Below are 13,774 nucleotides of genomic sequence, written 5' to 3' on the forward strand. Positions count from 1 at the left end.
AGCGTGGCTGTGAGCGATTGTTCGTGGGTGCGGGGCGGCTACAGATCAGCCAGCAGCGGGGCGAATTTGGCGCGCAGCCCTTGGCGCAGCGGCTCGAACTCCGCGCCCAGGGCCGGGCGCAGGCTTTCCACCAACGCGGCGGCCTGTGCGGCGGCGGCGGGGTCTTGTTGCTTTTCCAGCGTTATGGCCAAAAGGACGTATGGCTCCATGGCCAGGGCGGGCAGGCCGGCCTCGGCGAAGGTTTGACACAGTGGCAGGCATAGCAGCCACAAGTTGCCCCCGAAGCGCCCCAGCATCCCCCGCCAAAGTTCGGCCAGCCACTGTTGCCTGCCGCTGAATTCGGTGTTTGTCGCCAGTTTTCTTATGGCCGCAAGCGATTTGCCCAGCCTTTCGGCATAAGCCGCCGGCAATTCCAGCCAGCAGGCATATCTAATCATCAGCGCCTCGGCGTGCCGCTTGGCCGCTTCTGCGTGCTGGCCCATGGCGTAAAAAAGCGCGCCCAGGTTGTTGCAGGTCATGGCCACGTTTGGCAGATAGGCCTTTGGCTGCTCACGGGCCAGATCGCGATAAATCTTCAGCGCTTCTTGGAATAGCGCCAAGGCCGCTGGCCGCTGGCCCATTTCGGCCAAAAGGATGCCCAGGTTGCAGGTACCGGCCAGGGCGCTGGCTTCTTCTTCTCCCGCAACGTGGGCCTCGGCCAAGTTGCGCCGTGCATGCAAGGCAGCATCGTGCAAGCCCAACGCCTCGCGCCAAAGCCCATTTTGCTGCAATTTAGCGGCAAAGCCACCCGCAGCTTGGGCCAGCGTTTTCTTGCTCTGGTCGTTGGTCGCGCATGCCAGGCTTCGCGCCAGATGCTCCACCGTGCGCGCCAAGACATCATTGGCCGTATCGTCTGGCTGATTGGGTGCGACATCTAGCTGCAAGTCGTGCCAAACCCAATACCATGGCGGCGCATGGGTCAACACGCCGCGCTCAGTCAGATCGGCGCGGCAGTCGCGCATGGTTCGCCCCGCATCACAGCATGCCTGGATCGTGGCGGTGAGCACATCCTCGTGCATGCCCTCGCTGAAGGTCCACTGCTTGTAGAGCCGAAGCGCGGTCAGGAACTCTTTTTCGTCCGCACCCACGGTATGGGCAAAGATGTTTTTCACCTGTTCGTTGGCGCTTAGGGCCGCACGGTTGGGGCCCTCCAGCCGGTGCACATCTAGTCGGTCCAGCGGCTCCATGCTTGGCTTGGGCGGCAGGTTGGCCAGGGCCATCAGATAGGCCCGGCCCAGGCCCAGGAGGGTTGTTTGGTCCGCTCCCTGGCCGACAAACATCCGTTCGGCAATGGCGTCCTTGGCCGATTCGGTCAAGGACAACCGATAGTTGTGCGCTTCGATGATGGCGCTCAGCACCTGGCGATGATCGTGGACCGGCCCCAGAAACAAATCGAGTTTTTCCCGTACCGGGTTCAGAAAACCATTCTTGCAAAGGCAGCGTTTGAAACCGGGCTGGGTCAACGCCTCTAGGTCTCGGGGCGCGACGTTCAGTTCGCCCACCCGCACGGTAATCATCGCCGGACCGGGGAAAAGTTGCAAACTCTCGAAGAATGTTTCGTCCAACGCTTTGTTAAACGGCAGATCCCATATCAGAAGAGGCAAATTGGCATGGTCGTGAACATCGTACTTAACGGCGTTAATATAGCCGTTGATGTCGGTGTGGTATTTGATCCAGGCTACTCGGCCGCCGGAGGCAATCCAGCGCTGGGCCACCTTGAAGGCCAAAAACGTCTTGCCTGAAAGGGCCCGGCCGCGCAGCAAAACAGTCTTGGTTTGGCCAGCCTTGAACGCCTGGAATATGGCCGTGGATTCGGGCCGGTCCACCACGTGGATCAAGCCGTGTTCACTGACCTTGGGCTCGTTGGCCAGCAACTCGGCCACGGTGCAGATGATCTCAAATGGCGGCGCACCAACCAGTTCCATAATGCGCCGGCCCCATTGCTCATGCAGCTCGCGTTGCTCCTTTTTGATCTGGGCCAGCAGGTTTTGGCGCAGTGCTTCGGGCAGGTTGGCCAAGTCGTCTTTGAGCGAGGCAATCACCGCCGCCAGTTCCTCGATGGGGCGGGCGTTTGCGCTGGCCAGGGCATCAGCGGCGGCCAAAACTTCGGCCTCCGACGCGCCATCGGTGGCCATCCGGCAAAGGCCCTCCACGCCCTTGACGGCGACGTCGCCAGCTAATGCGCCAACCACAAACGCCGGGATTTGTTGGCCGCTGGCCGCGCAATAGGCCACGGCCAGCGCCAGGCCGGCGGCGTGGGGCAGCTTCTCGGCAATCTTGCACGAAAGATGCAGCAAGGCGTCGCTGAGCTTGAGCGGCATCGATCCCCCCATGGCGGCCAGACATTGCGGCGCGGCAGGCGCGTTTGGCCATCATAGGCCAAAAAACGGCAATTCGGCAAGCTTGCGACATGGCGGCCGCGCCACGTTTCCATGGCGCGGCCGCGGGTGGCCACCTAATCCCTACCCCAGATAACGAAACGACTGCACGGCCCTGAAATGACCGCCATAGCCCGAGCTGGCGCTGCCGGTGCGCTTGGCGGTTTTGGTCATGGACCGTTCGAACCTTTGCTTGTTGCCGCCGTGCAAATAGGCGCTCACTTGGCCCCATGCCGGCCGTCGGCGCAAGGCCCGGGCCAAACCGGGGTGGCTGGTGCCGCAAAGAACGGGCATGGGCTCATAGTTGCTGATCAGCAGCCCGCGGGCTTCTATTCTTGCACCCCCTGTTGAGTCTAGGCTCATCGGGCCTGATCGGCGCCCGGCGCTGGCGCGTCAGCTCTGGGGGCGCCGCAACGTGCTGGGCACCCAAAAACCGTTTGATGATTTTGGGGCAATTTTTAAATTTACTGGGGATCAGCTTTGGCTGTCCCCACCATTTTAATGCGCACACGCGCATTGCATTATGCACGAAGTTGGGCCATGATAAAAAAATTGCTGGCGTTCATCCGATGGAGTAGACATGCATAGAGTTGTTGCAGCCTTTTCGGCGATGGCGGGGATTGTATTTTTGTCGTTGACGGTGCCTATGCTTGACGCCTTTTAGCACGCCAACCGCGAAGGTGGCATGCTGATGGTTGTCTCGATAATGCTATTGCTTATTTGCCTCGGGGTGTTGCTGCTAATGTTGGCGTGGAGAATCTATAAAATGGGGCCTAGGGGCTAATGAACTGGCCGAAAAGCGAAAGAGATTGCCGGCTCGTCTCGATGGACCTCTTTGTCAAGGTGATGGCATGGGAAAATTACAATTTTTGACGGACCCGTTCCTGCGAGTGAACCTTGACATTGACGGCGCGCGGAGCAACCATCCGTTCTTCGCTCAAGTGGTGAAACATTTCTGGGCGGAGAGCAACGCACGACACCCTAAGCTACCATTGGTTAAGGCCTTCAGACACGGCGTCGCCATAGGTGTGCTCCCCCGCTGCTTCGACGAATATTTTGCCCTCATCAGTCCGGCGGCGCGGCGCAATTGCAAAAAAGCAGAACGCGAAGGCTTTGGTTTCGCCAGAATCAATTTCAATGATCATCTTGCTGATATTGCTGCCATAAGGTGTTCTAGTCCAGTGCGCCAGGGCGCAATGCCAGAGTCCTACCTTTGCGGTGATGTCAAACCGTGCACGGATCCGCCCAGTCAAAGCAACACGCATGACTACCCTTATTTCGGTGTGTTGAAGGATGGGCGGCTATTGGCCTATGCTGGGTGCCTGGTCAGTGGGGAGGTGATGTTGATCCAGCATATACTTGGCCATGCCGACTTCCAAAGTTTTGGAATCGTGCCCATGATGATCGTGGAGATGGCGCGATATTGCCTGCAAAATTATCCGGGCGTTTTGTATTATGGCTATGGCTCTTACTATGGTGCCAGCGACGAGATGCAGCGCTTCAAGGCCAAGTTTTTATTCACGCCTCACCGTGTTGATTGGCGGCTTGGTTGTGGTCAATCAGCTCCGGCCCAGCCGCTGACGCCGCCTATGTTTGCTTCGGAATCCGACGAAGCGGCTAATTATCAGAACGTTTACAGGCTGGTCAATCCGCGCCCCATCGCCACGGCGGCACGCACCGGCGTTCGTTTTTTAGTGCTGCGTGGGCCGGCAAGCGGACTGGTGGGCTTTGACTATTTGAGGCGGCTGAGCGGCTCGGCCGGAGCGCTCAAATCTTTGCTGAAAATATGCACTAGGCGACGTTTTTTTTTCATGGTGGAAGAGGATGGTGACGCGGTCTCCACCGGTTGGTGCACCCTCGCTCCGTGCGCGCACTATGAGGTCGAACCACAAGCCGTCATCATTGGCCCTATCTGGACCGCACCAGGTGAACGCCGGCGCGGGCTGGCCACTTATGCTTTAAAAAATGCAATCAACGAGTGCATCCAACACGGCGCTAGCATTATCTATATAGATACATCGCGGGATAATATTGCAGCCCAGCGCGTGTTTGCCAACTGCGGCTTTGGCGAGCCCGTCATGCGCTATCCCAGGTAAACGCTCACCAGCGCACCCCCACCCACGCGCACACCGGCGCAGACCGGCCAGTGCGTCACACCACGGCCCGCATTCGCCGGGCCAGTGGGGGAGCTAACTCTTCCCCCGCCTGTCCTAACTCTTTTCTTCTTCGCTTTCGCCCCATAGCCCAGCCAGGCTATCCAGCTCGTGGGGTTCCATTTTTCCGGCGGGCGGGTGGCCAGGCGCACCCGGCAGCGGCTGGGCCGCACCTCCTTGCGCCAGAGGAAATCCCAGGCCAGGGCGTCCATGTCCACGCCCGGCCCGCGTCCGGCCGCGAAAACCTCCAGCGGCGTGCGGCCGTCCAGGCCCTCGTGGGGCTGCTGGCCGTACCAGCCAAAATAGGCCTGGATGATCTCGGTGGCCTGGGCGATGGTCGGCACGGCGTCGTTGTGGCGGGCGCGGTGAAACTTCTCGTTGCGGGCCAGGTAGGCCGGCTTGTCGGCCACCGACGCCCCGCGATAGCTGGGCAACAGCCGCGCGCACTGGGCGTCGAACGTGCCGAAAAACCGCTCGACGATCTTTGTCCGCGCCTGGTAGGGCCGGCTGTATTGCACGGCGATGCCCAGGCGCTGGTACAATCCCCGCGTCTGCATGGGCAGTTCGTCGTCCACGGCGCTGCTGAAAAACTTGGCCCGAAAGGCCCGGCCATTATCGAGGTAAACCACCTTGGGCGTCTGGCCCAGATTCTTGATGGCCATGAACAGGGCCGCGCTGATGGCCGTGGTGTTTTCCTCGGGCATGATCTCCCAGCCCACCGGCATGCGCGAGGCCCAGTCCAGCCATAAAATCAGGCACATGCGGGCCGGCTTGCCGGTGAACGGGTGGATGCAGTCGAAATTCAGGCGATGACCGTCGGCCACCAGCACGTCGCCCACGGCCAGTTGGCCGGCGTCGCGGGTGATGTAGGGCCCCACCTTGTCGGCCAGGGCCTTTTCGCCCTCGCGCATCAGCACCACCAGGTCGTGGTTTTCGCGGCTGTAGCGTTGGATGAATCGGCGGGTGGTGCTTTCGGTGGGCAGCGGCAGGCCGCGCTCGGCAAGCACGGCGCACATGCCCCTATAGGCCAGGGCTATCGACGGCCGCTCGGGGTCCAGGTAAATTTTGGTCAGGATTTCTTGGGCTTCCGGGCTGATGCGCCCTTGCACGCCCTGGGCCTGGGCCCAGCCGCGATGGTCGCACAGCGCCTGGTAGTCGCCGCCGGCCTCCTTGAGCGCCCGGTCCCAGCGATAAAGCTGGTGCTTGGTCACCCGGCCCAGAATCTTGAACACCGCCGGGTGGCTTTGGCCGCTGTTGTAGGCCGCCAGAAACGCCGCGTCGGCCGTGGTTTTAGCCTGGGCGCTCAGACGATGAACCCGCCAGGCCCCGTGCAGTTCCAGCTTGGCCAGGCCGATCTCGTGGGCCCTGGCCGGGATCGCCTGGCCCGCCGAGGGGCTGGGTCTGGTCGCCACCGCATTCTGGGCCTCGTGGGCCGTGATCGCCGCCCGAACGTCGGCGGGCAGGCTTGCCGAAATCCATTCGCAACCACCGCCCCTGCCGCTGCAAGGCCGCGATTGCCAGTTTTCCTTTTTCGCGCGTCTGGTGATCGAGCTCTTGGCCAGAACTTTCAAAATGGTCATGAGCTCTTTGGTGGAATATGCTCCGCGCATCACCTGCCCATGCCTTCCCAGCCAAAAACACGGTCAGAATCTTCGAGTGCCTCCAATGCCCTTCGTCTGGCCCGCGCGACCTTTTTTGCTTCAAGCTGAACGCGGCCCAATTCCATCAGGTGCTGTTCCCGCTCGCCCATTAAGTGGGCTCCAAGCGGCAACGACAACACCTCCAAAGGTCTAAGCGAACCAACCACTTGACAAAAAAAAGGCAACACCCATACGGGCGGCAAATGGCTGGCGCTTGGCGCACACCACTTTTCCAGTGAGTTCAGCGTGACTCTGAGGACAAGTCCTTCACCCTCGAGAAGGCGGTTGATCTCGTCCACGACTTGCTCGCGGCTTAGTCGGCAATTTCGAAGCGTGTCAGCGAGGGCCCGCTTGAGTGGCGAAATTACATCCAAGCTCTGACCGAATAGGGGCATTTGTCCTGGATGCATGGTCATTATAATCCGCTCCCGACGCTGGAGTCGTCTGTACAGGGCCGGCACTCGGACATTGACCGATGAGATTGTTTGAAGGTATGGTTTACATTAGAAGATCGACCTGGAGTCAATTCCTCGACCGCAACTTCAATGACCCGCGCGACATGCTCAAGGATGCGCGAGGCGGGCGAGCGGGTCTGCCCGTTAATGGCTCTGGTCACCGTTGAGGGCGCACAGTCAAGCTCCCTGGCAATATCAACCGCCAGCACTCTGCGACGTCGCAATTCGGCCCAGATGTCGTCGGTGGTAAGCATTAGTGCGCCCTGTCGTGCAAATGGTTTGCAGCTCTATTCTATGCATATGTGGTTCAATGCGTCAACCCTAATTAGCCGAATATGGATAATTAAGTGAGCAACAACTCTTCCATACGTAATAACCGGGTCGAGATTGGAGGGAGATTCCGGGAAATCAGAAAGCAGTTAGGGCTCAGCCAGCAAGAGTTTGCCAGTGTTTTGGGCGTAACCCAGGCTACTGCCTCCAGGATTGAAAGGGGAGAGGTGTCCGCAACCGTCGAAGCGCTTTCAGGTCTTCTATGCGCATATCCAGATTTGGATGTTGGCTACATCCTGTGCGGCAACACCTCGGCCATTCAGTCACCCTGCCCGGACGCCTTGGAAGTGGCGGCGAATATTTGTCCTGTGATCCGCACCATGAACTCTGATTTGAGCGATGTGCAGCAGGAGAACGTGGCGGATGATTATCTGGCGGTTCCTCTGTTGGAAGGCAAGGCCGCCGCAGGGGCTGGGGGTGTGACTTGGAATCAAGTCAAGTCGCTTGTTTGGGTTTACAAGCCGGAGCTGGGTCAACGGCGCAACTGTGTCGCTCTGCGGGTCTGGGGGGATTCCATGGAGCCGACAATTCCCGATGGCTCCATCGTCATAGTGGACTTAGATCAGCGAGAACCGGATGGTCGCGGAGAGCACGTTTGGGCGCTTCGCACCGAAGACGGCGACACAATCATCAAGCGACTGCGACAAACCCCACAGGGGGTGTGGGTAATCATCTCAGACAACTCCATGTCCTATGGCCCCTCTATTGTATGGACGGGCGATTTTCACCGCCTTGTTATTGGCCGCGTCATATGGATGTGGCGCGCGTTGCCTTGACCAGATGACGCGCAACAGTTCCGATTCTACGGTCACTCAAAAATATCTAATAATTTTTCGCAGTTACCGCATATATGTCCGCGCAACGGTTGCGCAACGCTTTGCCCACGAACTGTTGCCCAGCCACGTCCGACAATTTTAATTTCCTCCGAGATAACACTTCATAATAACTAAATATTTTTCCAAACTTGCCCGTTTGGCCCGCAGCCATTTTTTGCGTTTCGTTTGACAGATTCAGCCCGAACGGCCGATTTTTTGCGTTTCGATTTTTGCGCGGATCGGGCCGGCCCCAAAATCCCTAAGACCGTGATAGTCCTACGTTAGTCCTGCTTTGGTCCCATGTTTTCAAGGCAGTATGCGGCTTTGCGTTTCGTCTGGCAGGCTATACACACAACTTGAAGTTGACACAAAACGAAGGGGCCAACCATGAAGGCTAACCCCTTGTTTTTATTTGGTGCCCGGGGCGGGAATCGAACCCGCACGCCCTTGCGAGCTGGGGATTTTAAGTCTCACGAGTCATGTTTCCGCAACTACGACAAGAGACGATTGTATATGATATTTAGCGCAGATAGAGCTTTACAAAATCCCCTGAGTACGCCAAAATATGCCCAGTTTTGACGCCGTTTGCTTCCTATTTGCTTCCGAATTTTTGGAGCTTTCGACAATAAAAACTGGGTAGTGACCATGCACCTGCTTACGAAAAAGGGCATTGACGCCCTGCAACCCGCCGAAACGGAGTTCTGGGTATGGGATTCCAAGCTGTCAGGCTTCGGCGTCAGAGTGCATCCCACCGGCCGCAAAGTCTTTGTGGCTCAATATCGCTCGCAAACCGGCCGCACCCGCCGCATGGCCTTGGGCCAGGTGGGCAAGATCACCCTGGATGAGGCGCGCACCCTGGCCCAGCGAGTTTTTTCCGACGTGGCTAAGGGCCTTGACCCTTCCGCCAACCGCAAGCAGGGCCGGACAGCTCCCACCGTCGCCGAACTGTGCGCCCGTTATCTGGCCGAACATGCCCAGGCCAAGAAAAAGCCGGCCAGCCAAGTCAGAGACCGGCGGTTGATTGAGCGCTTCATCATCCCCCAACTTGGTGGCGAGAAGGTCAACACGCTTTCCAGGGCCGACGTGGCCAAGCTGCACAACGCCATCGGCCGTGAAACGCCCATCCAGGCCAACCGAACCCTGGCCGTGGTGTCGAAGATGATGACCCTGGCCATCCGGTGGGGCCTGCGAGACGAAGCCAAGGGCAACCCGGCCCAGTTCATCGAACGTTTCCGCGAGGCCAAGCGCGAGCGCTATTTGTCCGCCGACGAACTGGCGCAACTGGGCCAGGCCCTGGCGGCCGCCGAAAATGAAGGCTGGGGATTCAGGCCGGCCATTGACGCCATCCGCTTTCTGTTGCTGACCGGCGCGCGGGTGGGAGAGGCCCTGTCGCTACGTTGGGAATGGATTGACCGCGAGCGCGCCTGTATCTTTCTGCCAGACTCCAAGACGGGCCGCAAGGCCCTGCCCATCGGCGGCGCGGTGCTCGCGATGCTGGACGGCCTGGCCAAGCAGGCCGGCAACCCGCATGTGTTCCCCGGCCAGAGCCTGGGCCGGCCGCTGGTGGACATAAACACCACATGGCGCAAGGTGCGGGCCAGGGCTGGGCTGGAAGGCGTGCGCCTGCACGACCTGCGTCATAGCTACGCCAGCGTTGGGGCCGCATCGGGCCTGAGCTTGACGCTGATTGGCGCGATTTTGGGGCATTCCGAGCCCAGCACCACGGCCAGATATTCTCACTTGGCCAACAACCCCTTGGCCCAAGCCGCCGATATGGTCAGCGCCAAAATCGCCGCCGCCCTGGCCGCGCCGGTGGCGGAAAAAGTTGTGGCACTGCGACGAAAAGAGTGATTTTCCCCTTGACGCCCCCGTGGCCAGACTCTATACTCTACACAGAATTAGGCAATCCGTGTCTGGCGGTGTGCGAGTTGAAGGCGGGTAGAGCCCGCCCCTTCGGGTAGGCTGCGCACATACAGGCAAGGGCGGGCATTAGGCCCGTTCGCGCTCGGGCAGAGCCCGCGTGAAAAGCGAAACAGTCTTAACTGTTTTGTCTCCACGCGGGTTTTTTTGTGGCCGCGCCGGAGACGGAAAGGCCTAGCCATCATGAGCCAACCCGTCGTTTTTCTTGCAACCCCCCAAGCCGCCGAACTCCTGGGAATCAGCCGCAAAACGCTCGAAAAGTGGCGTCTTGTCGGCGGTGGCCCATCCTACTGCAAGGTGGGGCGTCTTGTCCGCTACACCTCCGACGACCTGCAGGCTTGGCTGGATAGCCGCCGCCGCGTGTCCACCAGCGACCCCGGCGTGGCGGCCTGACCATGGCCGGCCACGCAGACAACACTTTTCCGGCTTGTTTCGGCAATTACCAAGCCGACTGCCCGTATAGGGATTGTGACAGGGCAACCCGCCTGGAATGCCAAGGCGCGGCCCGTCTGGCGGAGGCGCGGAAAGCAAACCTCCTTGCCCGCCGGCGGCGCGGCGAACTTGGGCCGCGTGCGGCCTATCTGGTTTGGCGCTGGAACTACGCCCCCAACGAAGTCCGCGACCTGGACGAATAGGGGTACTGAAATGGCGTTGAAGCTTGTCGGCCAGGGCCTGGAAGCGCCCCGCCCAGGGGCGCGCACTCTTGGTTTTGATACTCTTGATAATAAGAGTATTAATAACTCTTATATTTATAGCACGAAGCGTGCCAACATGCTTGACTTCGGCGGCGAAAACGGCACGGCGCACATGCAACGCCTGCTGGGCTGGCTCCAACGCGGCGGCGCACCAAAGCCAGAAGCGGCCCAGATTGCCGAAATGGTCAATCAAAACACTGGCTTCACCTTCACCGCTCCCCACCTGGAACAGATGCTTGACCGGGCCTATGCGGCCCAGGGCAACGCGGAGGCGAATCTCACGCGGGAAATACGCGAATGGGTTTTGTCAACATCAGGCAACTTCCAGTCAACACAAGTCAACATTGAGCTTGGTTTGTCAACACCAGTCAACAAACGCAAAGTTTCCGTCGTTCTGGGCCGGCTGGTGTCCGAGGGCCTGATCGAGCGTGTCGGCAAGGAGCGGGGCCATTTTCGCGTAGTGGATCGAAGCGTGACCAGCATTGATTGGCGTTCGGCAACCTTGACCGCCGGCCTGCCCATCTTGTGGCCGCTGGATTTGCACGATCGATTTGAGACCATGCCCGGTTCGGTGATCGTCGTCGCTGGCGAGAGCAACTCGGGCAAGTCGGCCTGGATGCTGGCCACGGCCCAGATGAACTTGGCGTCTGGCAAGTGTAAGAAAATAAGCTACTTCGCCAGCTCGAATGAGAGCAACGCCTTAACCCTGCGGAAACGCATTGACGCCTTTGGCCTTCCAGATTCGGCATGGGAAGGCTTCGAGGCTTCCCGGCCCGGCGGCGAGTTCGCCGACGTCATAGACCCAGAAGGTCTTAATCTCATTGACTATTTGGAAGTTCACTCTGACTTCTACGAGATCGGCGGCAAGCTGGCGGCCATCTCCGAGAAGTTGCGCGACGGCGTGGCGGTCGTCGGCATCCAGAAAGCGCCTGGCGTTGAGCTGGCGCGTGGTGGTGCCATGACCCTGGACAAGGCGACGGCCTACCTGGCGCTTCATCGCGGCGACGTTGCCAACGGTGAAGCTCACACTTTGAAGCTGCCCAAAGTGAAGTATCCGAAAGTCGATTACGCTTCAAAGCCGATCAAGTTCAAGCTGGCCGGTGGCTGTCGGTTTGTGCGGGCCTGACCCCCACTTTTTGCGTGAAACAGGAGAAGCAAATGCGTGAAACAGCAACGAAACCGCCGGGGGGTATCCCCAGGGCCAGGCTCAAGACCTGCGACGATGTGCGGCGCTTTCTGGCCGCCACCATCAACCGCGTCAATCGTGGCGAGCTTGACCACCAGATCGGCGGGCGTTTGGCCTACATGGCCAACATCCTTGTCGCCACCATCCGCGACAGCGACTTTGAGCAACGCTTGGCCGCGCTGGAGGGGCAAGGCAATGGGCGTTGAATCCATCCGCCGCCGCCTGGCCAGGTTGGAGGCCGGCCAGCCGGAAAAAAACATCTGCGCCCATGATTGGGGAGTCCCCCGTTTCGCCACTGAGGACGCATGGTTCCGCGCCGCCAAGGCGCAGCAAGCCGAACTGCTGGCGGTGGAGCGAGACAGGAGAACGCCCCATGCCCAATGACGCCTTGCGCCGCCGGCTCCAGGCCCTCGAAACCGCGCCCCGCCGGACGGCCAAACGGCCGTTGTGGATCGAAGGCCCAGGCGACGCCGCGACCGCCCGCGCTTGTGACGGGCAAGTTTTTGCCCGCCAGGCTGGCGAGCCCTGGACTGAATTCAAAAACCGAGTTGAGGCGTCCAAAGCGCCACTGATCATTTGCAACTAACCGTACAGGAGATTATGATGAAAAAACAAATCACCGCCACCGCCGAAGCCCTTCACGCCACCGCCGGCCAGATCACGCGGGCCTGCCTGGCCCACGAAAAAGCCCAGGCCGCCATCTCGCCCGATCTGCGCCCGGAAGTGGCCAAGGCCCGCCTTGGCGAAGCCCGCCAGGCCCTCGACGTGGCCGTCAAAGAACCCCTTTCCGCCATCCGCGAGGCCCGCCCGCAAGCCGAGGCCCTGCGCCAGCGCTTGGGCGACGTCGAAGCGTGTTTGCTCCTGGCCGGCATGGCCGGGCCGGAACAGGCGGCCGTGAACGCCTCTGACTCGCTGCTGATCGCCGCCTTGGCCAGCCTGACCACCGACAGCTTGCTTGACCTGGCCGGGCGCGGCAAGCCGCTGGTCGTGCTGCTGGCCCGCCAAGAGCTGGCCCGCCGCGTGGCAGACAAACACGCCCCCGTCGAACTCGTGGCCGCCTTCGACGCCACGGCCCTGGAGCGCTTCGGGCGGCCGGACCTTATCCGCCAGATTGCCGACGCCGAGCGTGAGGCCCTGGCCGCCGAGCGCCGGCTTCTTGAGGCTCACGGCCCGGCCGGTGACGTGGCTGTCCGAAAGTTGGCCCTGGCCCACGCCGAGGCCGCCCTCCCCGCCGCTTGATCGCCTGACCGCGTCCACCAACCCCATGGGCGGCCTTCGGGCCGCCTTTCTTGTATCAACTCCCGATGATAGCCACCAGTTGCCATTCTGGCCGCCAAATTGCCCCGTGGTGGCACGAGCGGCGTTTGGCCGCTGTCCAACATTGCCGAGGAAAGATCGTGGCTTGTGGTGGCTATTTGGAAGTCGGCCCAGGCCAGCTTGGCCGTCGGAACCTGAACGACATACAACGGGCGCGGCTTTTCCTGCCGTTTGCTTCCTATATGCTTCCGAAAGCAAATCAGGCCATGTTTCGCGAGTAGGGCTAAAACGCCTAACATATTGTTTTTATTTGGTGCCCGGGGCGGGAATCGAACCCGCACGCCCTTGCGAGCTGGGGATTTTAAGTCCCCTGTGTCTACCAGTTCCACCACCCGGGCGTATCCACAAGTTTGCGGACGGCTTTGGATGATACCATTGTTTGCGGTTGGTGGGTAGGGTCGTCCGGGTGGGCGCTGGCGGCCTGGCAGAAATTGCCCACGCCGCCGAGCTTGGGGGATGGCGGCCGGGTATCACTTTGATATAACGGATTAATTGCGTACAGAACATTTGGCATGCTTGCTGCAAAGATTAACGGCAACCCCAAATCGGAGCGCCAAATGCAGCACAGCGACGCCACCACCACCGCCCCCGCCGAACAATTCGCCGCCGCACCCCTGCTGGCCCGGCCCAGGGTCGAGCTGTTGGCCGAGATGCTGCATCAGCGCCTGGAAAACGACCGTCAGCCCCAGCGGGTGATGCCCCTGCCCGCCGGCGTGGCGCGCGATCTGCGTCCCCATCTGCCCAACGCCAGCAACCTGGCCCTGGGCGTCTACATCAATCGCAAGATGGTCAACAGCTATCCGCTGTTGTTCACCACCCTGGCCATGGCCAATCCCAACTAGGCGC

14 protein-coding genes and 1 tRNA gene are annotated in these 13,774 nt (G+C 60.4%); 9 read left to right on the plus strand and 6 right to left on the minus strand.

Annotation, left to right across the window (positions count from 1 at the left end; all coding sequences use genetic code 11):
• Positions 1–38: 38 nt before the first annotated feature.
• Positions 39–2,360 (minus strand): tetratricopeptide repeat protein, encoded by a 2,322-nt coding sequence (locus tag DEBA_RS00515; RefSeq protein ID WP_013256937.1) that lies wholly within the window; start codon positions 2,358–2,360, stop codon positions 39–41.
• A 141-nt stretch (positions 2,361–2,501) separates the two neighbouring features.
• Entirely contained in the window at positions 2,502–2,639 is a 138-nt protein-coding gene (locus DEBA_RS00520; protein ID WP_187288574.1) for a hypothetical protein, read from the minus strand.
• 629 nt (positions 2,640–3,268) lie between these two features.
• Between DEBA_RS00520 and DEBA_RS17535 the strand changes: the two genes are divergently transcribed.
• A complete protein-coding gene (locus DEBA_RS17535; protein WP_013256939.1) occupies positions 3,269–4,513 on the plus strand; it encodes a GNAT family N-acetyltransferase in 1,245 nt (414 codons plus the stop codon).
• On the opposite strand, the gene DEBA_RS00530 is transcribed toward DEBA_RS17535, so the two are convergent.
• From DEBA_RS00530 to DEBA_RS18990, 3 genes are all read right to left on the minus strand, one after another.
• On the minus strand, positions 4,501–6,150 hold the full coding sequence (locus DEBA_RS00530) for a DDE-type integrase/transposase/recombinase (RefSeq protein ID WP_245528519.1): 1,650 nt from the start codon (positions 6,148–6,150) through the stop codon (positions 4,501–4,503). The genes DEBA_RS17535 and DEBA_RS00530 overlap by 13 nt on opposite strands.
• A 29-nt stretch (positions 6,151–6,179) precedes the next feature.
• Entirely contained in the window at positions 6,180–6,509 is a 330-nt protein-coding gene (locus DEBA_RS17945) for a hypothetical protein (protein ID WP_148227738.1), read from the minus strand.
• A 116-nt stretch (positions 6,510–6,625) separates the two neighbouring features.
• Positions 6,626–6,919: a helix-turn-helix domain-containing protein gene (locus DEBA_RS18990; protein ID WP_148227739.1), complete on the minus strand. Its 294-nt coding sequence runs from the start codon at positions 6,917–6,919 to the stop codon at positions 6,626–6,628.
• Between the two features lie 93 nt (positions 6,920–7,012).
• On the opposite strand from DEBA_RS18990, the gene DEBA_RS16570 reads away from it, so the two are divergent.
• The 7 genes from DEBA_RS16570 (at position 7,013) to DEBA_RS00565 (ending at position 12,850) form a co-directional block, all read left to right on the plus strand.
• Complete coding sequence (locus DEBA_RS16570) at positions 7,013–7,771, plus strand: XRE family transcriptional regulator (RefSeq protein WP_013256942.1); 759 nt, start codon at positions 7,013–7,015, stop codon at positions 7,769–7,771.
• Between the two features lie 684 nt (positions 7,772–8,455).
• On the plus strand, positions 8,456–9,661 hold the full coding sequence (locus DEBA_RS00540) for a tyrosine-type recombinase/integrase (protein ID WP_013256943.1): 1,206 nt from the start codon (positions 8,456–8,458) through the stop codon (positions 9,659–9,661).
• Positions 9,662–9,913: 252 nt separating this feature from the next.
• Complete coding sequence (locus tag DEBA_RS00545) at positions 9,914–10,123, plus strand: helix-turn-helix transcriptional regulator (RefSeq protein ID WP_013256944.1); 210 nt, start codon at positions 9,914–9,916, stop codon at positions 10,121–10,123.
• Between the two features lie 252 nt (positions 10,124–10,375).
• A complete protein-coding gene (locus DEBA_RS00550) occupies positions 10,376–11,551 on the plus strand; it encodes a hypothetical protein (RefSeq protein ID WP_148227740.1) in 1,176 nt (391 codons plus the stop codon).
• A 32-nt stretch (positions 11,552–11,583) separates the two neighbouring features.
• A complete protein-coding gene (locus DEBA_RS00555) occupies positions 11,584–11,817 on the plus strand; it encodes a hypothetical protein (protein WP_013256947.1) in 234 nt (77 codons plus the stop codon).
• Positions 11,807–11,995, plus strand: coding sequence for a hypothetical protein (locus DEBA_RS00560; RefSeq protein WP_013256948.1), 189 nt, complete (start codon positions 11,807–11,809; stop codon positions 11,993–11,995). The genes DEBA_RS00555 and DEBA_RS00560 overlap by 11 nt, the downstream gene beginning before the upstream one ends.
• Before the next feature lie 219 nt (positions 11,996–12,214).
• Entirely contained in the window at positions 12,215–12,850 is a 636-nt protein-coding gene (locus DEBA_RS00565; protein ID WP_013256950.1) for a hypothetical protein, read from the plus strand.
• Positions 12,851–13,179: 329 nt separating this feature from the next.
• Here the strand turns inward: DEBA_RS00565 and DEBA_RS00570 are convergent.
• Positions 13,180–13,266 (minus strand) — tRNA-Leu (locus tag DEBA_RS00570).
• Between the two features lie 219 nt (positions 13,267–13,485).
• Here DEBA_RS00570 and DEBA_RS00575 point away from each other — a divergent pair.
• Entirely contained in the window at positions 13,486–13,770 is a 285-nt protein-coding gene (locus DEBA_RS00575) for a hypothetical protein (RefSeq protein ID WP_013256951.1), read from the plus strand.
• Positions 13,771–13,774 lie beyond the last annotated feature (4 nt).

Source organism: Desulfarculus baarsii DSM 2075 (genome assembly GCF_000143965.1).
In the GTDB taxonomy this organism is placed as follows: Bacteria; Desulfobacterota; Desulfarculia; order Desulfarculales; family Desulfarculaceae; genus Desulfarculus; species Desulfarculus baarsii.